At 72.6% G+C, this 26,820-nt stretch carries 20 protein-coding genes; 18 read left to right on the forward strand and 2 right to left on the reverse strand.

Annotated features, from left to right (window positions below; genetic code table 11):
• Window positions 1-2 precede the first annotated feature (2 nt).
• The 9 genes from ACZCLJ_RS19625 (at window position 3) to ACZCLJ_RS19665 (ending at window position 8,143) form a co-directional block, all read left to right on the forward strand.
• On the forward strand, window positions 3-899 hold the full coding sequence (locus ACZCLJ_RS19625; protein WP_251150267.1) for a F0F1 ATP synthase subunit gamma: 897 nt from the start codon (window positions 3-5) through the stop codon (window positions 897-899).
• A gap of 97 nt (window positions 900-996) precedes the next feature.
• Window positions 997-2,478 carry a F0F1 ATP synthase subunit beta gene (atpD, locus tag ACZCLJ_RS19630; protein ID WP_251150266.1) on the forward strand — a complete coding sequence of 494 codons (1,482 nt, stop codon included), beginning with the start codon at window positions 997-999 and terminating at the stop codon, window positions 2,476-2,478.
• Between the two features lie 170 nt (window positions 2,479-2,648).
• Window positions 2,649-2,918, forward strand: coding sequence for a F0F1 ATP synthase subunit epsilon (locus ACZCLJ_RS19635; protein WP_251150265.1), 270 nt, complete (start codon window positions 2,649-2,651; stop codon window positions 2,916-2,918).
• Between the two features lie 19 nt (window positions 2,919-2,937).
• The gene (locus ACZCLJ_RS19640; protein ID WP_251150264.1) at window positions 2,938-3,357 is read left to right on the forward strand and encodes a DUF2550 domain-containing protein; all 420 of its coding nucleotides are present in this window, start codon (window positions 2,938-2,940) and stop codon (window positions 3,355-3,357) included.
• Window positions 3,358-3,400: 43 nt separating this feature from the next.
• Window positions 3,401-4,096, forward strand: a complete 696-nt coding sequence (gene nucS, locus ACZCLJ_RS19645) for an endonuclease NucS (RefSeq protein WP_463104976.1) — start codon at window positions 3,401-3,403, stop codon at window positions 4,094-4,096.
• Window positions 4,097-4,621: 525 nt separating this feature from the next.
• Entirely contained in the window at window positions 4,622-5,308 is a 687-nt protein-coding gene (locus ACZCLJ_RS19650; protein WP_463104977.1) for a TetR family transcriptional regulator, read from the forward strand.
• A complete protein-coding gene (locus ACZCLJ_RS19655; RefSeq protein WP_463104978.1) occupies window positions 5,305-6,306 on the forward strand; it encodes a YndJ family protein in 1,002 nt (333 codons plus the stop codon). Before ACZCLJ_RS19650 ends, ACZCLJ_RS19655 begins: the two co-directional genes overlap by 4 nt.
• Complete coding sequence (locus ACZCLJ_RS19660; RefSeq protein ID WP_251150261.1) at window positions 6,303-6,824, forward strand: DUF1990 family protein; 522 nt, start codon at window positions 6,303-6,305, stop codon at window positions 6,822-6,824. The genes ACZCLJ_RS19655 and ACZCLJ_RS19660 overlap by 4 nt, the downstream gene beginning before the upstream one ends.
• Window positions 6,825-6,871: 47 nt before the next feature.
• Entirely contained in the window at window positions 6,872-8,143 is a 1,272-nt protein-coding gene (locus ACZCLJ_RS19665; RefSeq protein WP_463104979.1) for an N-acetylglucosamine-6-phosphate deacetylase, read from the forward strand.
• Between the two features lie 78 nt (window positions 8,144-8,221).
• Here the strand turns inward: ACZCLJ_RS19665 and ACZCLJ_RS19670 are convergent, their stop codons facing one another.
• Window positions 8,222-11,269 (reverse strand): glycoside hydrolase family 3 C-terminal domain-containing protein, encoded by a 3,048-nt coding sequence (locus ACZCLJ_RS19670; RefSeq protein WP_463104980.1) that lies wholly within the window; start codon window positions 11,267-11,269, stop codon window positions 8,222-8,224.
• Window positions 11,270-11,563: 294 nt separating this feature from the next.
• On the opposite strand from ACZCLJ_RS19670, the gene ACZCLJ_RS19675 reads away from it, so the two are divergent.
• From ACZCLJ_RS19675 to ACZCLJ_RS19685, 3 genes are read left to right on the forward strand one after another with little or no spacing between them, the layout of a single operon-like run.
• Window positions 11,564-13,207 (forward strand): extracellular solute-binding protein, encoded by a 1,644-nt coding sequence (locus ACZCLJ_RS19675; protein WP_463104981.1) that lies wholly within the window; start codon window positions 11,564-11,566, stop codon window positions 13,205-13,207.
• Window positions 13,208-13,214: 7 nt separating this feature from the next.
• The gene (locus tag ACZCLJ_RS19680; RefSeq protein WP_463104982.1) at window positions 13,215-14,255 is read left to right on the forward strand and encodes an ABC transporter permease; all 1,041 of its coding nucleotides are present in this window, start codon (window positions 13,215-13,217) and stop codon (window positions 14,253-14,255) included.
• Entirely contained in the window at window positions 14,252-15,247 is a 996-nt protein-coding gene (locus ACZCLJ_RS19685) for a carbohydrate ABC transporter permease (protein WP_463104983.1), read from the forward strand. The genes ACZCLJ_RS19680 and ACZCLJ_RS19685 overlap by 4 nt, the downstream gene beginning before the upstream one ends.
• Before the next feature lie 109 nt (window positions 15,248-15,356).
• Here ACZCLJ_RS19685 and ACZCLJ_RS19690 read toward each other — a convergent pair whose 3' ends face one another.
• Complete coding sequence (locus ACZCLJ_RS19690; RefSeq protein WP_251150256.1) at window positions 15,357-16,361, reverse strand: LacI family DNA-binding transcriptional regulator; 1,005 nt, start codon at window positions 16,359-16,361, stop codon at window positions 15,357-15,359.
• A gap of 486 nt (window positions 16,362-16,847) precedes the next feature.
• Between ACZCLJ_RS19690 and ACZCLJ_RS19695 the strand changes: the two genes are divergently transcribed.
• The 6 genes from ACZCLJ_RS19695 to nrdE all read left to right on the forward strand — a co-directional run bounded on the left by ACZCLJ_RS19695 (window position 16,848) and on the right by nrdE (window position 26,738).
• Window positions 16,848-18,905, forward strand: coding sequence for a beta-galactosidase (locus ACZCLJ_RS19695; RefSeq protein ID WP_463104984.1), 2,058 nt, complete (start codon window positions 16,848-16,850; stop codon window positions 18,903-18,905).
• Complete coding sequence (yicI, locus tag ACZCLJ_RS19700; protein ID WP_463104985.1) at window positions 18,902-21,205, forward strand: alpha-xylosidase; 2,304 nt, start codon at window positions 18,902-18,904, stop codon at window positions 21,203-21,205. Before ACZCLJ_RS19695 ends, yicI begins: the two co-directional genes overlap by 4 nt.
• A 106-nt stretch (window positions 21,206-21,311) precedes the next feature.
• Window positions 21,312-22,808 carry a GH1 family beta-glucosidase gene (locus ACZCLJ_RS19705; protein ID WP_463104986.1) on the forward strand — a complete coding sequence of 499 codons (1,497 nt, stop codon included), beginning with the start codon at window positions 21,312-21,314 and terminating at the stop codon, window positions 22,806-22,808.
• Between the two features lie 963 nt (window positions 22,809-23,771).
• Entirely contained in the window at window positions 23,772-24,017 is a 246-nt protein-coding gene (gene nrdH, locus ACZCLJ_RS19710) for a glutaredoxin-like protein NrdH (protein WP_154798230.1), read from the forward strand.
• A gap of 115 nt (window positions 24,018-24,132) precedes the next feature.
• The gene (nrdI, locus tag ACZCLJ_RS19715; protein ID WP_463104987.1) at window positions 24,133-24,564 is read left to right on the forward strand and encodes a class Ib ribonucleoside-diphosphate reductase assembly flavoprotein NrdI; all 432 of its coding nucleotides are present in this window, start codon (window positions 24,133-24,135) and stop codon (window positions 24,562-24,564) included.
• Window positions 24,565-24,596: 32 nt separating this feature from the next.
• Window positions 24,597-26,738, forward strand: coding sequence for a class 1b ribonucleoside-diphosphate reductase subunit alpha (gene nrdE / locus ACZCLJ_RS19720; protein WP_463106432.1), 2,142 nt, complete (start codon window positions 24,597-24,599; stop codon window positions 26,736-26,738).
• Window positions 26,739-26,820: the final 82 nt, after the last annotated feature.

The following is a 26,820-nucleotide window of genomic DNA, read 5'->3' on the forward strand; positions in this document are numbered from 1 at the left end:
GCATGGCCGGATCCCAGCGCGTCTACAAGCAGCGGATCAAGTCGACGCAGTCCCTGAAGAAGATGTTCCGGGCGCAGGAGCTCATCGCGGCCTCGCGCATCGGCAAGGCCCGGGCGCGGACCGCTGCGTCGGTCCCGTACGCGCGTGCCATCACGCGCGCCGTGTCCGCGGTCGCGACGCACTCCTCGACCTCGCACCCGCTCACGAGCGAGCGCACCGACACGAACCGTGTCGCGGTGCTCGTCGTGGCTTCGGACCGCGGCATGGCCGGCTCCTACTCGGCGTCGATCCTGCGCGAGTCCGAGCGTCTCGTGGAGCGCCTCACGGCCGAGGGCAAGGACGTCGCGCTCTACGCGTCCGGGCGTCGGGCGATCTCGTACTACACGTTCCGCGGGCGCGAGCTCGCGGGGACGTGGTCGTACGGGTCCGACGCCCCGGACGCCGACGTCGCGGCCGAGATCGCGGACTCGCTCCTCGAGGCGTTCCTCGCGCCGGCCGCCGAGGGCGGCGTGAGCGAGCTGCACATCGTGTACACGCAGTTCGTGAACATGGTGACGCAGCGCCCCCGCGTGGTGCGCATGCTGCCGCTCGAGGTCGTCGAGGGCGTCGCGCCCGCCGGCAAGCACGACGTGCTGCCGCTGTACGACTTCGAGCCGTCGCCCGAGGCCGTGCTCGACGCGCTGCTCCCGCGCTACGTGCGCAGCCGCATCTTCAGCTGCCTCCTCGAGGCGGCGGCGTCCGAGCTGGCGGCACGCCAGCGCGCGATGCACACGGCGACGGACAACGCGGAGGACCTCATCCGCACCTACACGCGTCTGGCCAACCAGGCGCGGCAGGCGGACATCACCCAGGAGATCAGCGAGATCGTCTCGGGTGCCGACGCGCTGGCAGCGTCATGACAGCGCGCACCGTCGCCCGAGCCGGCGACACCACTCCTCAGACCATCTCCATCGAGACCGCCGGACCCCGCTCCGGCACTGCGAAGCGAGGCCAGAAATGACCGCCACCACCGTGGAAGCACAGGTCGAGCACTCCGGCGGGCCCGGCGTCGGCCGTGTCGCCCGCGTGATCGGCCCCGTCGTGGACATCGAGTTCCCCGCGGACGCCATCCCCGACATCTACAACGCGCTCCAGGTCGACATCGACCTGTCCTCGCAGGGCGAGGACGAGAAGAGCTTCACGCTCACGCTCGAGGTCGCCCAGCACCTCGGCGACTCGCTCGTGCGCGCCATCGCGCTCAAGCCCACGGACGGACTCGTCCGCGGCGCCCAGGTGACCGATACCGGCGCGCCGATCAGCGTGCCCGTCGGCGACGTCACCAAGGGCCGCGTGTTCAACGTGACCGGTGACATCCTCAACGCCGAGCCGGGCGAGACGATCGAGGTCACCGAGCGCTGGCCGATCCACCGCCGCCCCCCGGCGTTCGACCAGCTCGAGTCGAAGACCACGATGTTCGAGACGGGCATCAAGTCGATCGACCTCCTCACGCCGTACGTGCAGGGTGGGAAGATCGGCCTCTTCGGCGGTGCGGGCGTCGGCAAGACGGTCCTCATCCAGGAGATGATCCAGCGCGTCGCCCAGAACCACGGCGGTGTCTCGGTGTTCGCGGGCGTCGGCGAGCGCACGCGTGAGGGCAACGACCTCATCGTCGAGATGGAGGAGGCGGGCGTCTTCGACAAGACGGCCCTCGTCTTCGGCCAGATGGACGAGCCGCCGGGCACGCGTCTGCGTGTCGCGCTGTCGGCCCTCACGATGGCGGAGTACTTCCGCGACGTGAAGAAGCAGGACGTGCTCCTGTTCATCGACAACATCTTCCGCTTCACGCAGGCTGGCTCCGAAGTCTCGACGCTTCTCGGCCGCATGCCGTCCGCGGTGGGCTACCAGCCGAACCTCGCGGACGAGATGGGCCTGCTCCAGGAGCGCATCACCTCGACGCGTGGTCACTCGATCACGTCGCTCCAGGCGATCTACGTCCCGGCGGACGACTACACCGACCCCGCCCCGGCGACGACGTTCGCGCACCTCGACGCGACGACGGAGCTCTCCCGCGAGATCGCGTCGCGCGGTCTGTACCCCGCGATCGACCCGCTGGCCTCGACGTCGCGCATCCTCGACCCGCGCTACGTGGGCCAGGAGCACTACGACGTCGCGACGCGCGTGAAGTCGATCCTGCAGCGCAACAAGGAGCTGCAGGACATCATCGCGATCCTCGGCGTGGACGAGCTCTCGGAGGAGGACAAGACGGTCGTCGCGCGTGCGCGCCGCATCCAGCAGTTCCTCTCCCAGAACACGTACATGGCGGAGAAGTTCACCGGTGTCGTCGGTTCGACGGTGCCGCTGAGCGAGACCATCGAGGCGTTCAAGAAGATCGCGGACGGCGAGTTCGACCACATCGCCGAGCAGGCGTTCTTCAACATCGGCGGTCTCGAGGACCTCGAGCGCAACTGGGCCCGTATCCAGAAGGAGTACGGCGCCTGACCTGACGTGCGTCGCGGGGTCGGGCCGGCTCGGCCCGACCCCGCGGCACCGTCATCACACGGTCCGTCCACGGACCGTGGGGAACGTCGACGGACGTCGTCCCGGCCACGGAGCGCCGGGACGGTGTCCGGACCCGATCCGGACCGAGCGCCGGGCATGGAGGAGTTGCAGTGGCAGAGCTGAACGTCGACCTCGTGTCGGCAGACCGCAAGATCTGGTCGGGCACCGCGCAGCAGGTGAGCGCTCCCGCGGCGGACGGCGAGATCGGCATCCTCGCGGACCACTCGCCGCTGCTCTCGGTCCTGCGCGAGGGCCAGGTCCGCATCAAGGGCGGACAGGGAGCCCCCGCCGAGATCCACGTGACGGGCGGTTTCATCTCGGTGGACTCGAACCAGGTGACGATCGTGGCGGACTCGGTCGAGTCCGTACCGAGCCGCTGACCACCGGGACCGCACGACCATGACGCTCCCCGCCTGGATCGCCCTCGGACTGCTGCTCGCGGTCCTGGTGGTGGCCGGGCTGGGAGCGTTCCGTCTGCGCGCGCTCTCGCACCGCGTCGGCTCCTTCGAGTGCGGCGCCCGTCCGGCGGGCGGCGACGGGTCGTGGACCCTCGGGATCGCGCACTACGGCGTCGGGCGCATCGACTGGTGGCGCAGCTGGTCCCTCTCGCTGCGTCCCGCCCGGACCTGGTCGCGCCACGACCTGCTCATCACCGGGCGGGAGCCGCTGACGACCGCGGAGTCCCGCCCGGACACGTACCTCGTGCGCTGCCGCTACCAGGACCAGGACTTCGAGCTGACGATGTCCCGCGGTGCGTACGAAGGCCTCGCCTCGTGGCTCGAGGCCGCTCCACCGGGCAGGCGTGACGTCGTCGTCTGACCGATGCCCTCCTCGCCCCCCGACCCGGAGGACCCGCCGCCCCATGCGCCTCGTCGTCGCCCGCTGCTCCGCCCGCTACACGGGCCGGCTGTCGGCCCACCTGCCCCTCGCGACCCGCGTGCTCCTCGTCAAGGCCGACGGGAGCGTGCTCCTGCACTCCGACGGCGGGTCGTACAAGCCGCTGAACTGGATGAGCCCGCCGTGCTCGCTCGCGGCGCTCGAGCCCACTCCCGAGGCGCGCGAGCGTGGGGTGAGCGAGGTCTGGGCCGTCCAGCACGCCAAGAGCGACGACCGGCTCGAGATCGAGCTGCACGAGGTGCTGCACGACAGCCGGCACGAGCTCGGCGTCGACCCGGGGCTCGTCAAGGACGGCGTCGAGGCGCACCTGCAGGAGATGCTCGCCGCGCAGATCGAGCTCCTCGGGGGCGGGCACACCCTGGTCCGTCGTGAGTACCCGACGGCGATCGGCCCGGTCGACATCCTCGCGAAGGACTCCACGGGGGCGACGGTCGCGGTGGAGATCAAGCGCCGTGGTGACATCGACGGCGTCGAGCAGCTGACCCGCTATCTCGAGCTGCTCAACCGCGATCCGCTGCTCGCGCCGGTGCGGGGTGTGTTCGCGGCGCAGGAGATCAAGCCCCAGGCTCGCGTGCTCGCGACGGACCGGGGCATCGGGTGCCTCGTGCTCGACTACGACGCGATGCGGGGCGTCGACGACGTGGACTCGCGCCTCTTCTGAGCCGCCGTCCGGTTCGCGACGGGGTGGTCGCGGTGGTGGTGGTCGGGTGGGCGGACGGGACGGGTCCCGGCGGGTCTACCATCCGGACCCTCGTTCCTCGGGTCCTCCCGCCAGACCCGCCACGACCCGCCGGGACCCGTCCCGTCCGCCCTCGTTGCTCCTCGCCCTCGTTGCTCCTCGCCCTCGTTGCTCCTCGCCTGCGCCGCTCCTCGCCTGCGCCGCTCCTCGCCTGCGCCGCTCCTCGCCTTCTCCGCTCCTCGCCTGCGCCGCTCCTCGCCTGCGCCGCTCCTCGCCTTCGCCGCTCCTCGCCTTCGCCGCTCCTCGCCTTCGCCGCTCCTCGCCCTCGCCACCGATCCGCCCTTGGCGTCGCGCCCCGCCCGTCACCATCGCCCTCGCTCGTCCTCGTGGGGCGCCCGACAGGTCCTCCTCGCCTCGGCATCGCGGGGGTTCTTCCTTCGTGGTGGGGCTGGGCGCCTTCGTCTGCTAAGTTTTGAACATGTTCAGAAATGTGGTCCGGGTGGCGCGGTGAGCGGTGCGACGGCCAAGTCGGAGCGCACGCGGGCGCACGTGCGGGAGGTCGCCATCCGCATGCTGCGCGACGTCGGGTACGAGCGCACGACGATGCGCGCGATCGCCGTCGAGGCAGGCGTGAGCACCGGGAACGCGTACTACCACTTCCCGTCGAAGGACGCGCTGGTCCAGGAGCTCTACCTCGACGTGCAGCGCGAGCACGCGACGCTCGCGGCGCCGGCCCTCGCGGCCGGGGGCACGCTCGCCGAGCGGGTGCGCGGCGTCTGGGGCACGTCGGTCGACGCGTTCGCCCCGTTCCACGCCTTCGGCGCCGAGTTCGTGTCGGTGGCGATCCGGCCCGGCTCCGACGCCAGCCCGTTCTCGGGCGCGTCGACCGCGGCCCGCGAGCAGTCGCGCGAGCTGTTCGAGCAGGTCGTGGCCGGAGCAGAGCCGGCGGTCCCGGCGCGGCTGCGGGCCGACCTGCCCGAGCTGCTGTGGCTCGCCCAGCTCGGCGTCACGCTCTTCTGGGTCCACGACACCTCGCCGGGCTTCGCCCGCACGCGCCGGCTCGTCGCGGGAGGGTCGGGGCTCGTCGGGAACGTCGTCCGGCTCGCCCGGCTCCCGGTCGCGCGAGGCGTCGTCGACGACGCGCTGCGCCTCGTGCGGTCGGTCCACCCCGACGTCGTGGGTGACCGGGCATGAGCGCCGGCGGCATGGCGGTGGTGACGGCGCTCGTCGTGCTCGGGCTGGTCGTGGTCCTCCCGCTGGGGCTGCGGCTGCTCGGTGCGCCGCCGGTGCCGGCGCCGCGCAGCGTCGCGTGGCCGCTGGCCGGCCTCGCGGGCGCGGTGAGCCTCGTGCTGCCACGCGGGCCGGTTGCCGCGGTGCTCGCTGCGGCGTTCGCCGCCGCCACGGTCGTGCTGCTCTGCGCCGCCGCCCGCGTCGCGTTCGGGGCGGTGCGGCGGACGACCACCTCGCGCCGCGCTCAGCCGCCGAGCGGCCCGCCGGTGCCCGCGTCGACAGCGTCGTCGGACGAGCACGGCCACCGGCTCGCGTCGTGGTCCGCCCTCGGCGCCGACCTCGCGACGGTCGTCGCGCTCGCGACACCGGCCGTGGGCGCGAGCGCGCTCGTCGCGGAACGGGCGGGCTGGGGACTGCTCGGCTTCTCGGGCACCTATCTCGCGCTGACCGTGCCGCACATGCTGTACGCGGGCTTCGGCGCGGCGCTCGTCGCGGGGACGGTCGCGCACCTCGCGCCCGACGACGCGGGTGCGGTCGTCGGCGCCTGGGGCGTCCCCGTCGGCACGCTCCTCGTGCTCGTCGGCTACTTCGTCGGCGACGTCGCCGAGCTGCTGGGCGCGCTCGTGCTCACGGCCGCGCTCTGGGCCACCGCCCTCGCCGCGGTGCGGTCGCTCGCCGCGGTGCGGTCGCTCGCCCCGGGCGGGCGTGACCCCGTTGCTCGTGCGCTCGTCGGTGGAGGCGCCATCGTCGTCGCGCTCTCGATGCTGCTCGCCGTGTGGTGGGCAGCGGGCGAGGCGCTCGACCTCCCGCACCCGAGCCTCGACGTCATGGCCGCGACCCACGGGGTCGCGAACGCGCTCGGGTTCGTGCTGTGCAGCCTGCTCGGGCTGCGACTTCTCGTCCGCGACCGCGCGACGGACCGTCCCGCCCGGCAGAGGGCCGACACCTGGAGGACACGATGACGTTCACCTACCCCGAGGTCGGGGCCACGCGCACGGGGGACCGCCCCGCGGGCTACCGGTACCTCACCGTGCGTCGACGGCTGTCACGGCGTGCGCACCCGCCGCAGGACCTCGTGTGGCTGGGCGAGCAGCTCCTCGCGTGGCAGGTCCACGCCGCGGCGCGGGTCCGGGTCGAGGCCGACGCCCCCGTCGCGGCCCCTGGTGGTCGGGTGACCACGCTGCTCGGCGTCGGTCCGATCGTGCTGCGGGAGTGCTGCGAGGTCGTCTGGGTCGAGCGCGGCGAGGACCGCGTCGCGTTCGGCTACGGGACGCTCCCCGGGCACGCGTTCGTGGGGGAGGAACTCTTCGCCGTCGAGCGCGACGACGCGGGCGACCTGTGGTGGCGCGTCGAGGTCTTCAGCAGACCCGTGCTGTGGTGGCTGCGCCCGATCTCGTGGGCCGTGCCCACGTTCCAGCGCGTGTTCGCGGGCCATCTCGGCCGGGGTGCGGCGCGGCTCCTGCGGTCTCGCGGCGCCTGACCGGGGAGTTTGTGCGCCGGGTGTACGAAGTGCGCCACAATGGCCGCATGGCTCACGAGCACCCAGCGCCGCGTCCCGGCGAGCACCCGGCCCCGATCGTCCTCACCGGTCGTGTCGTCACCCCGGACGGGGTGCTCGACGACGGGGTCGTGGTCGTGGACGGCGAGCGCCTCGCCTGGGTGGGACCGCGCGCCGACGCAGAGGCGGCGGGGTACCCCGCGACTGCTCCGGCGGACGACGTCACGCTCCTGCCCGGCCTCGTCGACCTGCACGACCACGGCGGCGGCGGGGCGAGCTTCCCCGACGCCACGAGCGCCGACGAGGCGCGCGTCGCCGCCCGGGAGCACCTGCGCCACGGCACCACGAGCCTGGTCGCGTCGCTCGTCACCGCGCCGCGCGACGTCCTGCTGGAGCGCGCCGCGACGCTCGCGGACCTCGCGGACGCGGGTGAGCTCGCGGGGATCCACCTCGAGGGACCGTTCCTGTCCGCGGTGCGCTGCGGCGCGCAGAACCCGCACGACATGCTCGACGGCGACCCCGCCCTCGTCCGCGCGATCGCGGCCGCCGCGCGCGGTCACCTGCGCACGATGACCGTCGCTCCCGAGGTACCGGGCGTCGTCGGGCCGGGCGGGGTGATCGAGACGCTCGTCGAGGTGGGCGCGGTCCCGTCCATCGGGCACACAGACGCGAGCACCGAGCAGACCGACGCGGCGATCGCCGCGGCCCGCGCGGCCTTCGCCGCGGCCGGGCGCCCGACCGCGCGCCTCACCGCGACCCATCTCTTCAACGGCATGCGTCCGCTCCACCACCGCGAGCCCGGCCCGGTCGCCGCGTGCCTCGCGGCCGCGGCCCGCGGGGAGATGGTCGTCGAGCTCGTCGCCGACGGCACGCACCTCGCGCCCGGCACGACCCGCAGCGTCATGGACCTCGTCGGCGCAGGGGTCGACGGCGGGGCAGCGGCGGGTCCGGACGCCGTCGCGCTCGTCACCGACGCCATGGCTGCCGCCGGGATGGCCGACGGCGCGTACGAGCTCGGGCCGGTGCACGTCACCGTCGCGGGTGGCGTCGCACGGCTCACCGACGGCGGGGCGATCGCGGGCGGGACCTTCCACCTGCTCGACGTCGTGCGCGAGACGGTGGCGTCGGGCGTGCCGCTCGTCGACGCCGTCCGCGCAGCGTCCTGGACGCCCGCGCAGGTGCTCGGCCGCGACGACGTGGGTGGCCTCGTCGCCGGCCGGCGGGCCGACGTCGTCGTGACCGACGCCGACCTGCGCGTCCGGCTCGTCCTGCGGGGCGGCGCGGACGTCACGGACCGCTGACCGGCGCGCCGGGAGGGAGATCGGTCCCTCCCGGCGCGTGCTGCACGTCGGCGCGCCCCGCCCGTCTCGCCGTGCGGCTCAGCCGTCCGACGCGGTCCCCGCGAGGCGGACCGCCCCGAGCCGCACGCCTGCGGGCACGACCACGCGCACGTCGTGGGCCTCGGCCCGGCCGTGGGCCGGGCCGTCGGCCTGTCGCGCGGGCGGGCCGTCGACACCGCCCGCGACCTCGTGCCACCGGTGGCGCACCGGGGTGTCGGCGTCGTTCCCGGCGACCTGGCCGGGCTCGACGACCGCGAGCGCGACCCACGCGTCGTCCGTCCCCGACGCCCGCACCTCGACCTGCACGGGGCGTGCCGTGCCCGGCCCGGTCCGGGCGACGTCGAGCACGACCGTCCCCACGCCGGTGAGGTCCACCCGGTCGAACGCGACCCACCCGTCGCGGCGTCCCGGCGCCACGTCGACGGCCCACCCCGCCTCGGCCGTCCTCTCGGCGGTCACGACCCCGTCGTACGCGCTGAACGCGTGGGCCGGGAGCAGCAGGCCCGGACCGTGACGGGGAGCCGGGTCGACGCCGTCGACCCGGAGCGTCGCGCGGACGGGGAGCTCGGCGCTCGACGGGCCCGCGGCGAGGACGTAGGTACCCGCCTGCACACGGAACGCCCCGACGTGCAGGTCGGGATCGGCGCCGGCGAGCAGGTCGGCGAGCCGGTCGTCGGCGGGGGTCGCCGTCACGTCCCACACCGCGAGGCGCGCGAGGTCGACGGCGAGCGTCACCTCCCGGCGCTCGCCGACGTCGAGCCGCACGCGCGCGTGCGCGACGAGCACGCGTCGCGGCGCGGGCACGGCAAGGCCCGCGGGGGCGAGGGCGTAGAGCTGGACCAGCTCCTCCGCGGGGCGGTCGCCGCCGTTGTGCACGACGACGCGCGCCACCACCCGACCCGCGTCCGGCACGGCGCGTGCCGACCAGGCGGCCGGGGCGTCGACGCTGCCGCGGTCGAGCGTCACCCCCGCGTACGTGACGTGGGAGTACGTCAGGCCGTGCCCGAACGCGAACGCCGGCTCGCGGTCCGCGTACCGGTACGTCGCCCCCGCACGCTGGACGTCGTACTCGAGCAGCGGGCCGGCCTGGTCCTCGGCGGCCGGCCACGACTGCGCGAGGCGACCCGACGGCTCGGCGTCGCCGGACAGGACGTCGACGAGCCCGGGGCCGAGCTCCTGGCCGCCGTGCGACGACCAGACGACCGCGGCGGCGTCGTGCGTCGCCGGACCCAGGACGTACGGGTAGCTCGACACGACGACGAGGGCGGCGCGCTCGGTGACGTCCCGCGCCGCGCGCCACACCTCCTCGGCCGCCGACGGCAGCGCGAGGTGCGGACGGTCCTCGGTCTCGCGGCCCGCGAGGTGCGGGTCGTTGCCCACGACGACGAGCACGGCGTCCGCGTCGCGCGCGGCCTGCGCGACCGCCTCGTGGCCCGCGCGGACCGTGCGCCAGACGAAGCGCTCGGCCCCGTCCGGCCCGGAGGCCTCCGCGACGAGCAGGCCCGAGCCGTGCTGCACGCGCAGCCACCGTCCCGAGGCGACGTGCTGCAGGGACCACGTGCCGTCGCCGTGCAGGTGACGCCGGAAGCTCTCCTGGACGACCCAGCCGCCCACGCGGTCGGCGTCGGCCGACACGACCCACGAGGCCCCGCTGAGCAGGCGACCGGTCGCGACCGAGCGCAGCGTGAGCACGCCGTCGCCCCAGTCGGTGACGTCCAGGTGGGCGCTCGCGCCGCCGGTCGCGGAGCTCGCGGTGACGACCGCCGGGTCGTCGCCGACCTCGAGGTAGGCGCCCGTGGTGTTCGAGCGCAGCGCGACGCGGTCGGAGCCGTCGGCGACCGTGACCTCGGCGTCCGGGTAGCGCGCGGCGACGGCCGCGGCCACCGACGTCGTGTACGGCGGGGTCCCGGAGTACCAGTCGTGCAGCACGCGGTCCGCGAGCGGTCCGACGACCGCGACCCGCGCCGGGGCCGCCGGGAGCGGCAGCACGGGCGCCCCGGTGCCGGCAGGGTCGTTGCGCAGCACGACGACCGAGCGCGCGACGGCCTCGCGCGCGAGCGCCCGGTGCGCCGGCAGGTCGAGAGCGTCCGGCCCGACCCCGGACCAGGGGTCGTCGGCGACGTCGAGCTCGCCCGTGCGCAGGCGCAGCTCGAGGACCCGCAGCGCCGCCCGGTCGACGTCGTCCTGCGAGATCAGCCCCTGCTCGAGCGCGACCCGCAGGCGCTCGAGCGTGAGGTGCGGGTCGGCGTCGTTGTCCGTGAAGGAGTCCACGCCCGCGCGCAGCGACGCGGCGTGCGAGGCGACGTGGTCGGGGAAGTACCGCTCGCCGACGACGAGGTTCGTGGGCGCCGCGGCGTCGGAGACCACGGCGATCGATCCGTCGGTCCACGAGCGCATCTCGTCGAGGATCCCGCGCGCGACGTGGTTGGGCCGGCCGTTCGTGAGGTTGTACCCGGGCATGACCGCGCCGGCCGTCCCGTCGGCGAGCGGGCCGCGGAACGCCGGGAGCTCCCACTCGTGCAGGAGGCGCAGCGGGACGTGCGAGCTCGTGACGGCGCGGTCGGTCTCGCTCGAGTACGCGAGGAGGTGCTTGAGCGTCGGGACCGTCCGCCACACGCGCGGGTGGTCCCCGCGCAGGCCGCGCGCGTAGGCGCTCGCGAGCCAGGCCGTCACGTGCGGGTCCTCGGAGAAGCCCTCCTCGTTCCGGCCCCAGCGCGGGTGCCGCAGGGGGTTGACGACCGGGGCCCACACGTTGAGGCTCACGGTCGCGTCCGCCGCGTGCTTGGCGCGCACCTCGGTGCCGACGGCCTCGCCGACGCGGCGCAGCAGCTCGGGGTCCCACGTCGCCGCGAGGCCGACGGGCTGGGGGAAGACCGTCGCCGTGCCGAGCCACGAGACGCCGTGCAGCGCCTCGGTGCCGGTGCGGAACGGCGCGAGCCCGAGGCGGTCGACGGCCGGTGCGTGCTGGTGCAGCAGGGCCAGCCGCTCGTCGGGCGTGAGCCGCTCGAGGAGGTCTGCCGCCCGGACCGGGACGGGCAGCTCCTCGCGCAGGTACGGGGGTACGTCGGTGATCGCCTCGGGCGGCACGGCATCGTCCTTCCTGGCACGGGATCACGTCGAATTCGGGTTCGAAACGGTTCGACGCCGCGTCGCGACCGTGCGACGCATCGCGCCCATGGTGCCACACGTCTCGGGCCGGACGGCGGTGTCCGTACCGAGACCCGACGGTGACCTGACGAGTCTTGCACTGGGCCGGGGCAGCCCGTACTCTCCGTTGAAGCGCTTCGACATCACCGAGCATGTCGAGGCTGCCCGGGGGCCCGGGCACCGGAGGGCGGCAGAGCGGCAGCCCTCCCGAGGTCACGAAGGAGTGCGACGTCGATGAGGGCATTCAGGCACGGAAACGGCCGGCGCTGGAGCGCCGTCCTCGCGGCTGTGGGAGCGGTCTCACTCACGGCGGCGTGCAGCGGCGGGGGCGGCGGCAACGTCGCCGACCCGGACCAGCAGGTGGGCAACGACGCCGTGCTCCCGAACCACGTCCCGGTCGAGTACGTCGAGCCGGACTTCCCGAGCGTCGAGGGCTCGACGGCCGGCTTCGAGACGGTGCCCGAGGAGTTCGTGCAGGTCTTCGACGCCCCGCCCGGCTCCGGTGGCTCGTACACCGTCATGACGCCGCTGTGGGGGACCATCCCGCCGACCGAGGGCAACCAGTACTTCGACGCGGTGAACGAGGCGATCGGCACCGACCTCACGTTCCAGATCTCCGACGGCAACACCTACGGGGACAAGCTCGCCGCCGTGCTGGCCTCGCCGAAGGACGTCGCGGACTGGGTCACCATCCCGTCCTGGAACGTCCCGCCGCGCTTCGGCCAGGCCGTCGACACGATCTTCACCGACCTCACCCCGTACCTCGAGGGCGACAAGGTCGAGGACTACCCCAACCTCGCGAACATCCCGACGGACGCGTGGCGCGCGTGCATGTGGAACGGCAAGCTCTACGGGCTGCCTCTCCCCGGCGAGCTGGTCAACGACGCGACGTTCTACCGCGCGGACCTCCTGCCCGAGGGCACGGAGCTGCCGACGGACGCGGACGAGGCGCTCGAGTTCGTCTCGTCGCTCAGCGACGCCGACGCTCGCCAGTGGGGGAGCAACGACCTGTGGATCCTCGCGACGCAGATGTTCTCCGTCGTGCCGAAGTGGACGCAGGACGAGGAGGGCAACCTCGTCCACCGCGTCGAGACGCAGGAGTACCGCGACGCGCTCGAGTGGATCGCGGCGCTCTACGCGTCCGGCGCCGTGCACCCCGACGCGGTCGCCGAGTCCGGTGACGGCAAGGAGCGGTTCGAGTCCGGCCAGGTCCTCGTGACCTCGGACGGCGTCGGGGCGTGGCACGAGGCGCTCGGCCGCAACCTGCCGTCGAACCCCGAGTTCTCGCAGCAGCCCCTCCCGCTCATCGCGGACGACGGCGGCGAGCCGAAGATCTTCAAGGGCGGCGCCGCGAGCATGTGCTCGTACCTCAAGAAGACCGACACCGAGGGCGCGATCGAGGAGCTCCTCTCCGCGGCCGACTTCCTCGCCTCGCCGTTCGGCACCGCCGAGTACCAGCTCGTCAACTACGGCGTCGAGGACGTGCACTACACGCTCGACGACAACCGCCTCCCCGTGGCCACCGAGCTCGCCGCGACCGAGGTGCAGCCGTCGTACATCTTCCTCGTCGGCCCGCCCATGGTGAACGCCAAGGTCCAGTACCCGGGCTTCGTCGAGGACTTCACGACGTGGATGGCCGACGCCGCGCCCTACGTCGAGGAGCCGCTCTTCTACGGTCTGCAGATCACCGAGCCGGCGCAGTACGCGTCGCTCGGCCAGCCGTTCGAGGACCTGGAGAAGGACATCGCCCGCGGGCGCAAGTCCCTCGACGACCTCGACGCGGCGGTCGAGACCTGGCGGACGTCGGGCGGTGAGGAGCTGCGCGCGTACTACCAGGAGATCCTCGACGGCGGGTCGGCAGAGACCGACGGCGAGTGAGCTCGTCGTGAGCACCGAGATCTCCGACGTCACGGACGCGCCGAGCGCGGACGCGGCGACGAAGGACCCCTCCGGCCCGGCGGGCACGCCGGGCCGGAGGGCCCGCACGGCGCGGCCGGACGCGGCTGGGCAGCGCCGTCTGTCGTGGCGGGCGCGGTTGCGCCGCGACCGGTCGCTGCTCCTCATGACGCTGCCGGGCGTGCTGCTGCTCGTCGTGTTCGCCTACGTCCCGATGCTCGGGAACGTCATCGCGTGGCAGGACTACTCGCCCTACGTCGGCATCCTCGACTCGCCGTTCGTCGGCTGGTGGAACTTCGAGCGGGTTTTCACGAACCCGCTGTTCCTCGAGGCGGTGGGCAACACGCTCGCCATCACGGCGTTCCAGCTCGTCTTCTACTTCCCGATCCCCATCGCGCTCGCGCTCCTGCTGAACAGCGTCATCACGCCCGCGATCCGGACGACGATCCAGTCGATCGTCTACCTGCCCCACTTCTTCTCGTGGGTGCTCGTCGTGACGATCTTCCAGCAGCTCTTCGGCGGCGCCGGGCTCGTGAACCGGGTCCTCGCCGAGCACGGGTACGCCGGGTTCGACCTCATGACGAACCCCGACACGTTCCTCGTCCTCATCACCATGCAGTCGGTGTGGAAGGACGCGGGCTGGGGGATCATCATCTTCCTCGCCGCCCTGAGCACGGTCGACCCGGCGCTTCACGAGGCGGCGGCGATGGACGGGGCGGGCCGGATGCGCCGCACGTGGCACATCACGCTGCCCGCGCTGCGGCCCACGATCGTCCTGCTCCTCATCCTGCGCCTGGGTGACGCGCTCACGGTCGGGTTCGAGCAGCTCATCCTGCAGCGCGCCGCAGTGGGTTCCGAGGTGTCGGAGGTCATCGACACCTTCGTCTACTACCAGGGCGTCGTCAACGGCGACTGGGCATTCGCCGCGGCGGCCGGGCTCGTCAAGGGTCTCGTCTCGCTCGCGCTCGTCCTCGGCGCGAACAAGCTCGCGCACGTCTTCGGTGAGGCAGGGGTGTACAAGAAATCATGAGCATCACCAACGACACGGGGCAGGGGCCCCTGAGCCACCCCGACGCGGTGCCGTTCCCGGCTCCGCCGACGGCGGCTCGTCGCCGGCGGCGGCGCTCGCCGCACCGCGCCGCGTGGGAGGGCACGCCGAGCCCGTTCGGCCAGGCCGGGAAGGGGCTGGCGCTCCTCCTCATCGTGCTGGTCGTCCTCTTCCCGCTCTACACGGTCGTCCTCACGTCGTTCTCGACGCAGGCCGACATCAACCGCTCGGGCGGGATGGTCGTCGTCCCCGGCGACTTCACGACCGCGGCCTACCAGCAGATCCTCTCCGGCGGCATCGTCACGCGGGCCGCGATGGTCTCGATCGTCGTCACGACGATCGGCACCGTGCTCTCGACGGTGGTCTCGGTCCTCGCGGCCTACGGGCTCTCGCGGCCGTCGAGCCTGGGGCACCGGACGATCCTGTTCGTCTTCCTCATCACGATGTTCTTCGGCGCCGGCATGATCCCGACGTACCTGCTCGTGAGCAACCTCGGCCTCATCGACAGCCTGTGGGCGCTCATCCTCCCCGGGGCGGTCTCGGCGTTCAACGTCCTCATCCTGCGCAACTTCTTCATGAACATCGACGCGTCCATCACGGACGCGGCCCGGATCGACGGGGCAGGGGACTGGCGGATCATGGGGCAGATCGTCGCCCCGATGTCGAAGGCGGCGATCGCCGTCGTCGCGCTGTTCTACGGCGTCGGCTACTTCAACGCCTTCTTCAACGCGATGCTCTACATCAACGACAACGCGAAGTGGCCCCTGCAGCTCGTGCTGCGCTCGTACGTCCTGCAGGGCGTCACGCTCCCGGGCAGCGGCACGGGCCAGGTCGACGTCGCGACGGGTGCGGTCACGGGCCTGCCGGTGAAGATGGCGATCATGGTGCTCGCCGTCGTGCCGATCCTTCTCGTCTACCCGTTCGTGCAGCGCCACTTCACGAAGGGCGTGATCTTCGGGGCCATCAAGGGCTGAGCACGGCCCGGCAGCCCGACGGACCGGCCGACCGGACGACGCACGCCCGTGCGCCGGCCGGTCGGCCGCTCGCCGTGGTGCGGAGCTACGGTCGTGGCGCGTGGCCGCGTCAGCGGGCAGCCGCGCGCGTCGACCCGCGCTCGGTGAGGACCGGGGTGAGCAGCCGGGTCTCGGCGGGCTCGTCGTCCTCGATGCGGGCCATGACCATGTCCACCGCGACGTGGCCGATGCGCTCCGCGGGGATGTCGATGCCCGTGACGGGGACCACCTGGGCCGCCGCGACGTCCGCCGGGCTGATCGTCACGACCGAGAGGTCGTCGGGCACGCGGCGGCCCCGCTCCGCGAGGCGTGCCAGGACGTGGGGCAGCGCGGCCTCGTTGTGCACGAGGAGGGCCGTCAGGTGCGGTTCCTGCTCGAGCAGCGCGTCGACGGACGCGACGACCCCGTCGCGGGCCGTCGGGGTCTCGACGGTGCGGGCGTGCACGTCCTCGTCGCGCGCGGCGACCGTGAAGCCGCGCAGCACGCGGTCGGCGTACGAGGTGTGGCGCGCGACGACCTCGGGCGGCGGCCCGAGGAACGCGACCCGGCGGTGGCCGAGGCGGGCGAGGTGCTCGAGTCCGAGCCGTCCTGCGGCCTCGAAGTCGAGGTCGACGCAGCTGAGCGTCCCGGGGTCGGCGGGCAGCCCGATGAGGACCGCGGGCTGGCGCAGGCGCGCGAGGCTCGGCAGCCGCTCGTCGTGTGCCTCGACGTCCATGACGACGATCCCGTCGACCATCGACCCGGAGCCGACGCGCTCGGCGCCGGACACGTCGTCCTGGGTCAGCAGGAGGACGTCGTGCGAGTGCTCGCGAGCGCGCAGGAGCACGCCCGAGACGAACTGCATGATGACGTTGACGTCGACGCCGGCGCGCAGCGGCGCCATGAGGGCGAGGACGTTGGTCCGGGACGAGGCGAGGGCGCGCGCCCCGGCGTGGGGGCGGTACCCGAGCTGCTGGATCGCCTTCTCGACGCGGCGGCGCGTGGGGGCGGAGATGCTGCGCTTGCCCGACAGCACGTAGGAGACGGTCGACGCGGAGACCCCGGCCGTCCGTGCGACGTCCTCGATGGTGGCCACTGCTTCTCCTCAGCTGACGGGATCGCGGCGGTCGAGACCGGCTCGACCGCGCGATCGCTCGGGGGACACGGTAGCGCCTGGCGCGGCGCTCGGGGCGTCGGACCTCGGTCGACGGCGCTCGCGGACGGTGCACCGTCCGGTGCCCGGACCGCCGGGGCCGTCGACGACCGAGGGAAGCGCTTCGATCCTCCGGACGTCGGAGCCTGCCTGTGCGGGCTCGCGGTCCGGGCCCGACGGCGCGTCGCCCGGGCTCGGCGGGAGGTGGTCGGCGACGGCGCCGGTCATGGGGCAGATCCTCTGCTCGTCGGGACGATCGCACTGTTCCGAGGGTGGGTCGGGACGACGACGTCGCGGCCTGCGGGTGATCCTCGGGGATCGCCCGGCGGTGTCCTGGACAAGGGCGTAGGTCACAGGCTAGCGTGTTGAAACGCTTCGACGATGGCATCCCTGCCGCGTCGTCGTGAGACACGACGGAGGTAGGCGACGGTGCCGACGAACGCGATCGACGCGTCCCCGCGCGGCCGGGGGCTCGCGGCCCTCACGCCGGACGGGATCCGCTTCGGGGGCGACTACAACCCGGAGCAGTGGCCCGCGCACGTCTGGCGCGAGGACGCGCGCCTCATGCGCGAGGCGCACGTGAACCTCGTGACCGTGGGCGTCTTCTCCTGGGCGCGCTACGAGCCGTCGCCGGGGGCCCGTGACTTCGCGTGGCTCGACGAGGTCCTCGACGTGCTCGGCGAGCACGGTGTCGGCGTGGACCTCGCGACGCCCACGGCCTCGCCGCCGCCGTGGCTCGGCGTCCTGCACCCCGACACGCTGCCGGTCGACCCGGACGGCGTGCGGCTCGTGGCGGGCTCGCGCAACCAGTTCAGCCCCGCGTCACGCGTGTACCGCGAGCACGCGCTCGCGATCACCGACGCGCTCGTCGCGCGGTACGCCGCGCACCCCGCGGTGCGCATGTGGCACGTCGGGAACGAGTTCGGCCAGGTCTGCTACGGCGACGAGTCGGCCGCCGCGTTCCGCGCCTGGCTCGAGCGTCGCTACGGGACCGTCGAGGCGCTGAACGCGGCGTGGGGCACGACGGTGTGGTCGCAGCACTACGCCGACTGGTCCGAGATCGTGCCCCCGCGCCGCACGGTCTACCACGTCAACCCGTCGCAGGCGCTGGACTGGCGCCGGTACTGCTCCGACCAGCTCCTCGCCCTCTATCGCGAGCAGCGGGACCTGATCCGCACCTACGACGCCGAGCGTCCGGTCACGACCAACTTCATGGGCTTCTTCCCGGGCATCGACCCGTGGACGTGGGCCGAGGACGTCGACGTGGTCGCGGACGACGCCTACCCCGACCCCGGCGACCCGCGCGCACCGGCCGACGCCGCGCTCACGCAGGACCTGATGCGCTCGCTGGGCGACGGCGCGCCCTGGCTGCTCATGGAGTCCGCGACGAGCGCGGTGAGCTGGCGCCCCCACAACCTCCCGAAGTCCCCCGAGCGCTCGCGGCTCGAGTCGCTCCAGGCGGTCGCTCGCGGCGCGGACGGCGTGTGCTTCTTCCAGTGGCGCGCGTCGCGCAGCGGCGCGGAGCGCTTCCACTCGGCGATGCTCCCGCACGCCGGACCCGAGACCCGTGTGCACCGTGGCGTGCGACGCCTCGGCGCGGACCTCGCCCGCCTCGCCCCGGTCGTCGGGGGACGGGTCGCGGCGGACGTCGCCGTCGTCGTCGACTGGCCGTCGTGGTGGGCGAGCGGCGAGGTCGCCCGCCCCACGGACCGCCTCGACGCGCTCGAGCAGCTGCGCGCCTGGTACCGCGTGCTGTGGGCGCGCGGCGTCGCGTGCGACCTCGTCCCGGCCGGGCGCGACGTCTCCGGCTACCGGGCCGTGCTCGTCCCGCAGCTCTACCTCCTCGACGAGGCCGCGGCGGACGCGCTGCGTACGGCGACGCACGCGGGGATGACGCTCGTCGTCGGGCCGTTCACCGGCGTCGCGGACGAGAACGCGCACGTCCGCACCGGGCGTTTCCCGGCGCTCCTGCGCGACGTCCTCGGCGTCAGCGGCGAGGAGTGGGTCCCGCTCCCGGACGACGGCGTGGGTCTCGACGTCGCGGCAGACCTCTCCGCGGGCCCCGCCCCGCGGGCCGGCGTGCTGGGCGAGCTCCTGGAGGCCGAGGGTGCCGCGGTCCTCGCGACCTTCGCCGACGGTCATCTCGCCGGCGGGCCCGCCGTGACCCGGCACGCGTACGGGGCCGGCGACGCCTGGTACGTCGCGACCGTCCCCGACGAGGACCTCCTCGGCGACGTCCTCGGTGCCGCGCTCGACCGCGCCGGCGTCGCACCCGTCCTCCCCGGGGCGGGCGACGCCCCCGGTGTCGAGCTCGTGCGCCGCGGCGACGTGCTCTTCGTGCTCAACCACACCGCCGGGCCGGTCACCGTGCCCGTCGACGGCCACCACCTCGACCTCCTCACCGGACGACCGGTCGACGACGCCGTGCACCTCGCCGCGCACGACGTCGCCGCGCTGGTCGACCACCCCACCGAAAGGACGCCATGAAGTTCACCGACGGGTACTGGCAGCTGCGACCCGGGGTCGGCATGCTGCGCCCGCGCTCGATCGACGAGGTCGTCGACGAGGGCGAGCGCCTCGTCGTGCACGCGCCCACGGCGGTCGTCGCGACGCGCGGCGACACCCTCAACCAGCCGGTCGTCACCGTGACCTTCGACGCGCCCGCGGAGGGCGTGATCGGCGTCCGGATCGAGCACCACCGCGGGCGCCGCGACCGTGGGCCGCACTTCGGTCTCGAGCGCTCGACGGCCGGTGCGAAGGTGGCGCTGCCCGAGCTCATCGGCGCTCCCGAGGCCACGATCACCTCGGGCGGGCTCACCGCGCGCGTGCGGACCGACGGCCCGTGGCACGTGGACTTCGAGGCCGAGGGCACGGTGCTCACCTCGTCGACCGACCGCAGCATCGGGATCGCGACGACGTCCGACGGGCGCTCGTACGTGCACGAGCAGCTCGCCCTCGGCGTGGGGGAGCACCTCTACGGGCTCGGGGAGCGGTTCGGGGCGTTCGTCAAGAACGGGCAGAGCGTCGACGTGTGGAACGAGGACGGCGGGACGGCGAGCGATCTCGCGTACAAGAACGTGCCGTTCTACCTCAGCGACAAGGGCTACGGCGTCCTCGTGGCACACCCCGAGCGGGTGTCGTTCGAGCTCGGGACGGAGGTCGTCTCGCGCGCGCAGTTCTCCGTCGAGGGCCAGGCCCTGCAGTACTACGTCATCCAGGGGCCGACGCCCAAGGACGTGCTGCGCCGCTACACGGCTCTCACGGGCCGGCCCGCGCGCGTCCCGGCGTGGTCGTACGGGCTGTGGCTCTCGACGTCGTTCACGACCGACTACGACGAGGCCACGGTCACGAGCTTCGTCGAGGGCATGGCCGAGCGTGAGATCCCCCTGAGCGTCTTCCACTTCGACTGCTTCTGGATGCGGCAGTTCCACTGGTGCGACTTCGTCTGGGACCCGAAGACCTTCCCGGACCCCGAGGGGATGCTCGCGCGCCTGCGGGGGCGCGGCCTGCGCGTCAGCGCGTGGATCAACCCCTACATCGCGCAGCGCTCCCACCTGTTCGACGAGGGGCGCGAGCGCGGCTACCTCGTGACGACGCCGGCGGGCGACGTCTGGCAGTGGGACCTGTGGCAGGCCGGCATGGCGCTCGTCGACTTCACCAACCCCGAGGCCCGGGCCTGGTACCAGGAGAAGCTGCGCGGCCTGCTGCGGCAGGGCGTGGACTGCTTCAAGACCGACTTCGGGGAGCGCATCCCGACCGACGTCGTGTGGCACGACGGGTCGGACCCGCAGCGCATGCACAACTACTACACGCACCTGTACAACGAGGCCGTGTTCGAGGTGCTCGAGCAGGAGCGGGGGAGCGGCGAGGCCGTGCTCTTCGCCCGGTCGGCCACCGCCGGCGGGCAGCAGTTCCCGGTGCACTGGGGCGGTGACTGCGAGTCGACGTTCGTCGCGATGGCGGAGTCGCTGCGCGGCGGCCTGTCGCTCGCGCTGTCCGGGTTCGGGTACTGGAGCCACGACATCGGCGGCTTCGAGGGCACGCCCGACCCGGCGGTGTTCAAGCGCTGGGTCGCGTTCGGCATGCTCTCGTCGCACTCGCGCCTCCACGGCTCGGACTCCTACCGGGTCCCGTGGGCGTTCGACGACGAGGCCGTCGACGTCACGCGACGGTTCACCCGCCTCAAGATGTCGCTCATGCCGTACCTCGCCCGGCTCGGCGAGGAGGCGCACACCGACGGCGTGCCCGTCATGCGCCCGATGGTGCTCGAGCACCCCGCGGACCGCACCGCGGCGCTCGTCGACACGCAGTACATGCTCGGGGACGCGCTCCTCGTCGCCCCGGTGTTCCGCGCCGACGGCCAGGTCGAGTACTACGTCCCGGAGGGCACGTGGACGCGGCTCGTCGACGGCGCGCCGGACGGTCCCGCCGGGACCCTCCCGGCGACCGTGACGGGGCCGCGCTGGGTCACCGAGACGCACGGCTTCGACTCCCTGCCGGTGCTCGTGCGGGCAGGGTCGGTGCTCCCCGTCGGTGCGCGCGACGACGCCCCCGAGTACGACTGGGCCGACGGCGTCACGCTCCGGGCGTTCGCGCTGCCCGACGGCTACGAGGGCGACGTCGTCGTCCCGCGGCCGGGCGGCGCATCGGCCACGTTCCACGTCCGGCGCGACGGCCAGGTGCTCACGGTCGCGTCCGACGACGCTCCCGGCAGCTGGTCGGTCGAGGCCGACGGCGCGACGGCGGCTGCCGCCGGCCCCGGGTCGGTGACGCTCGTGCTGCCCTGACCGAGGTACCCTGGGAAGACCGGCATGGAAGCGCTACCACGCCGGTCTTCCACCGCCCCCCGCACCGGGGCCGCCCAGGCCCCGGCACCCGATCAGCGAGGATCTCGTGACGACCGACACCCCCACCCGTCCCGCCGGGGCCACGCCCGGCACCAGCCCCGAGCCCGCGCCGTCGGGCCGCGCCTTCCCCCCGGACTTCGTCTGGGGCTCGGCCACCGCCTCGTACCAGATCGAGGGCGCCGCCGCCGAGGGCGGACGCACGCCGTCGATCTGGGACACCTACTCCCACACGCCGGGACGCGTCCTCAACGGCGACACCGGCGACGTGGCCGACGACCACTACCACCGGTGGGCGGAGGACGTGCAGCACATCGCCGACCTCGGCCTCGGCGCGTACCGCTTCTCCATCTCCTGGTCGCGCGTGCAGCCCGGCGGGACCGGACCGCTCAACCCCGAGGGCGTCGCGTTCTACTCGCGCCTCGTCGACGCGCTCCTCGAGAAGGGCGTCAAGCCCGTCGTCACGCTCTACCACTGGGACCTCCCGCAGGAGCTCGAGGACGCCGGCGGCTGGGCCAACCGCGACACGGCCTACGCCTTCGCGGAGTACGCCCGGCACATGGCGTGCGAGCTCGGCGACCGCATCGACACGTGGACCACGCTCAACGAGCCCTGGTGCTCCGCCTACCTCGGCTACGGCTCCGGCGTCCACGCGCCCGGTCGCACCGAGCCCGCGGCGGCGCTCGCGGCCGTGCACCACCTCAACCTCGCCCACGGCCTCGCCGTCGCGGCGATCCGCGACGAGCTCGGCGAGGACGTCAAGACGTCCGTCACGCTGAACCTCCACGTGATCCGCCCGGACGACCCCGCGAACGCGAACGACCTCGACGCCGTCCGGAAGATCGACGCGCTCGCCAACCGCGCGTTCCTCGGGCCGATCCTCGACGGCGCCTACCCGGCCGACCTGCTCACCGACACCGCTCACGTGAGCGACTGGTCGTTCGTGCACGACGGCGACCTCGAGCTCGTGCGCCAGCCCGTGTCGATCCTGGGCGTCAACTACTACTCGACCGTGCGCGTGCGCCACTACGACGGCACCGGCGAGCGGGCCGAGAACGACGGCCACGGCGCATCGACCCACAGCCCGTGGATCGGGGTCACCGACGTCGAGTTCGTCCAGCAGCCCGGCCCCTACACGGCGATGGGCTGGAACATCGAGCCCGCCGGCATGACCGAGCTCCTCGTGTCCGTCGCGACGACCTACCCCGACCAGCCGCTCATGGTCACCGAGAACGGCGCCGCGTTCGACGACGAGGTGACGACCGCGGCCGACGGCACCCAGCGCGTGCACGACGACCGCCGCGTCGCCTACCTGCACGACCACGTGGACGCCGTCGGTGCCGCCGTCGACGCCGGCGCGGACGTGCGCGGGTACTTCGCGTGGTCGCTGCTCGACAACTTCGAGTGGGGCTACGGGTACGACCGCCGCTTCGGCATCATCCGCGTCGACTACGAGACGCTCGAGCGCACGTGGAAGGACTCGGCGCACTGGTACCGCCGGCTCGCGACGTCGAACGTGCTTCCGGGCGTCGACGAGACCGCCTGACCCGTGTCGCAGGGCCCGTCTCCGGTGTGCACCGGGGGCGGGCCCTTCGCGTGCGTGGTCCGGGTGCTGCGTGGGTGTGCTGGGTCCGCGGGCGGGCCTCGCGGGCGGGCGTCCGCGGTGTGGGCCTCCGCGGTGTGGTCCGCGGACGGGCCTCCACGGGCGGGGTCGCGGGTCTACCATCCGGCCGCTCGTGCCTCGCGGCCTCCCGCCAGACCCGCCACGACCCGCGGCCCCGCCCGCTCCGGTCCGCCCGCTCGTCCGTCGGCTCACCGTCGCCGCGAGGTAGTACCCCGGTAGCGCGGGGTAGTACCCCGGTAGGCGAGGTAGTACCCCGGTAGCGCGAGGTAGTGCTTCGGTAGCGGGAGGTAGTACCCGGTAAGGCGGGGTAGGCCCGCGGTCGCGTGGTCCCGCGGGACGTTCTCATCTGCCGCAGGAGGGGCGGTTCGGGGTGACGTATCTCGCAGATCGGTCGGCTGGTCGCTCGACGGCGCGACACGCCGACGGATCGCGACACGCCGACGAGTTCTGCGGTTCGGGTGTCCGGATTGGGGCGTTCTGGTGGGCCGTCCGGGGTGGCCGCGTGCCGGCCTGCGGGGGCGTCCGCGGGCCTGCACAGGGTGTGGACCGACGTCGTCCCCACCCTGTGGACGACGGCGCGCGGGCCGCGTCACGACGCGGTTCTCGACCCCGCGGAGCGGTGGACGACGGGGTGTGGAAGGGCGTGTCAGAGGGGCCTGGGACCATGGATCCATGGCTGCTACCACACTCCGCGGGGTGAAGTTCAGACACGACATGTAGTGGGGTGGCAGTGTCCGAACCCCTAGGTATAGTGGTTGCACACCCAGGGGGCGCAGGCTCTCCGGGGAATCACACAGACGTAGTTCCAGCGGTGTCCTTCGAGGTCAGAGACTCTTCTCCCTCCCCGAGGACCGGGCCCAGGACGAGAAGCGAGGAGTCACCACCATGAGCGTCACGGTCTACAGCAAGCCGGCTTGCGTTCAGTGCGACGCGACGTACCGCGCTCTCGACAAGAAGGGCGTCGAGTACACCGTCGTGGACATCAGCCAGGACGCCGAGGCGCTCGAGCTGGTGCGCGGGCTCGGCTACCTGCAGGCGCCCGTGGTCGTGGCCGGCGACGAGCACTGGTCGGGCTTCCGCCCCGACCAGATCAACGCCCTCGCGCAGAAGGTCTCCCCGGTCGTCGCCTGACGACGATCGGCCGGGCGGGCCGGAGACGGCGCCCGCCCGCACCGCCGGGGCGGCGAGAGCCGCCTGGCAGCACGACAGCAGGTCGCGAGCACAGCAGGACGGAGGTGCGGTCCCCGTGGGGTCGCTCGTCTACTTCTCCAGCGTCAGCGAGAACACGCACCGGTTCGTCCAGCGGCTCGACCTGCCGGGCCTGGGCATCGACGTGCGACGCATCCCGACGCGACCCACCGAGGGGTTCCTGCGGGTCGACGAGCCGTACGTGCTCATGGTCCCGACCTACGGGGGCGGCAACGAGGGTGGGGCCGTCCCGCGTCAGGTCGTGAAGTTCTTGAACGACGTCCACAACCGGTCGTTGATCCGCGGCGTCATCGCCGCGGGCAACACCAACTTCGGCGAGGCGTACTGCATCGCCGGCGACATCATCTCCGCGAAGTGCCAGGTGCCCTACCTGTACGCCTTCGAACTCCTGGGAACAGCCGAGGACGCCGCGCGCGTCCGCGACGGATTGGGACGATTTTGGCAACGACAGTCACAGATTCCGGCGTGATCTCCGAGAGCGCAGGGACGGGCGACGTCGCGCTGGCGGCGCAGAAGGTGTCGCTGTCGAGCGCGCAGCTCGACTACCACGCGCTCAACGCGATGCTCAACCTCTACGGCCCGGACGGCGAGATCCAGTTCGACAAGGACCGCGAGGCCGCTCGCGCCTACTTCCTGCAGCACGTCAACCAGAACACGGTCTTCTTCCACGACCTGCAGGAGAAGCTCGACTACCTGGTCGAGAACAAGTACTACGACCCGGCCGTCCTCGCGAAGTACGACCGCGCGTTCGTGAAGTCGCTGTTCGAGTTCGCGTACTCCAAGAAGTTCCGGTTCGAGACGTTCCTCGGCGCGTTCAAGTACTACACGTCGTACACGCTCAAGACGTTCGACGGCAAGCGTTACCTCGAGCGCTTCGAGGACCGCGTGTGCATGGTCGCGCTCGGTCTCGCCGACGGCAACGAGCAGCAGGCCCTCGACATCGTCGAGGAGGTCATCTCGGGCCGCTTCCAGCCCGCGACCCCGACGTTCCTCAACGTCGGCAAGGCGCAGCGCGGCGAGCCCGTGTCCTGCTTCCTGCTGCGCATCGAGGACAACATGGAGTCCATCGCGCGCGGCATCAACTCCGCGCTGCAGCTCTCCAAGCGCGGCGGCGGCGTCGCCCTGCTCCTCAGCAACATCCGCGAGCACGGCGCGCCGATCAAGCACATCGAGAACCAGTCGTCCGGCGTCATCCCCGTGATGAAGCTGCTCGAGGACTCCTTCTCCTACGCGAACCAGCTCGGCGCGCGCCAGGGCGCCGGCGCGGTGTACCTCCACGCGCACCACCCGGACATCCTGCGGTTCCTCGACACCAAGCGCGAGAACGCGGACGAGAAGATCCGCATCAAGACGCTGTCGCTCGGCGTCGTGATCCCGGACATCACGTTCGAGCTCGCGAAGAAGAACGAGGACATGTACCTCTTCTCGCCGTACGACGTCGAGCGCGTGTACGGCGTGCCGTTCGCCGACATCTCCGTCACGGAGAAGTACGACGAGATGGTCGACGACTCGCGCATCCGCAAGACGAAGATCAAGGCCCGCGACTTCTTCCAGACCATCGCGGAGCTCCAGTTCGAGTCCGGGTACCCGTACATCATGTTCGAGGACACGGTGAACAGGGCGAACCCGATCAAGGGCCGCATCACCCACTCGAACCTGTGCTCCGAGATCCTCCAGGTGTCGACGCCGTCGACGTTCAACGAGGACCTCTCGTACGAGCACGTCGGCCGCGACATCTCCTGCAACCTCGGCTCGCTGAACATCGCGAAGACGATGGACTCGCCCGACTTCGCGAAGTCGATCGACACCGCGATCCGGGCGCTCACCGCCGTCTCGGACCAGACGAGCATCGAGTCGGTCCCCTCGATCAAGCGCGCCAACGAGGGGGGTCACGCCATCGGCCTCGGGCAGATGAACCTCCACGGCTACCTCGCGCGCGAGCGGATCCACTACGGCTCCACCGAGGGCGTGGACTTCACGAACATCTACTTCTACACGGTCGCCTACCACGCGATCGCGGCCTCCAACCGGCTCGCGATCGAGCGCGGGCGCGCGTTCGCCGGCTTCGAGGACTCGAAGTACGCGACCGGCGAGTACTTCGACAAGTACACCGACGGGGTGTGGGAGCCGGAGACCGAGCGCGTCCGTGCGCTGTTCGCCGACGCCGGTGTGCACATCCCGACGCAGGACGACTGGAAGGCTCTCAAGGCCTCCGTCATGGAGCACGGGATCTACAACCAGAACCTCCAGGCCGTCCCGCCGACCGGCTCGATCTCGTACATCAACAACTCGACGTCGTCGATCCACCCGGTGCCGTCGAAGATCGAGATCCGCAAGGAAGGCAAGATCGGCCGCGTCTACTACCCGGCGCCGTACCTGACGAACGACAACCTCGAGTACTACGAGGACGCGTACGAGATCGGGTACGAGAAGATCATCGACACCTACGCCGCGGCGACGCAGCACGTCGACCAGGGCCTGAGCCTCACGCTGTTCTTCAAGGACACCGTGACGACCCGCGACGTCAACCGCGCGCAGATCTACGCGTGGCGCAAGGGCATCAAGACGCTCTACTACATCCGCCTCCGCCAGATGGCCCTTGAGGGGACCGAGGTGGAGGGCTGCGTCAGCTGCATGCTGTAGTCGCCTGAAGCAACTACTTGCGTCGTGCAGCAGTGCCCGACGACGCAGCTCCCGTCCCACAGTCATCGTCCCGGTCGGTCCG

The sequence above is a fragment of the Cellulosimicrobium sp. So1_17 genome (genome assembly GCF_055181235.1).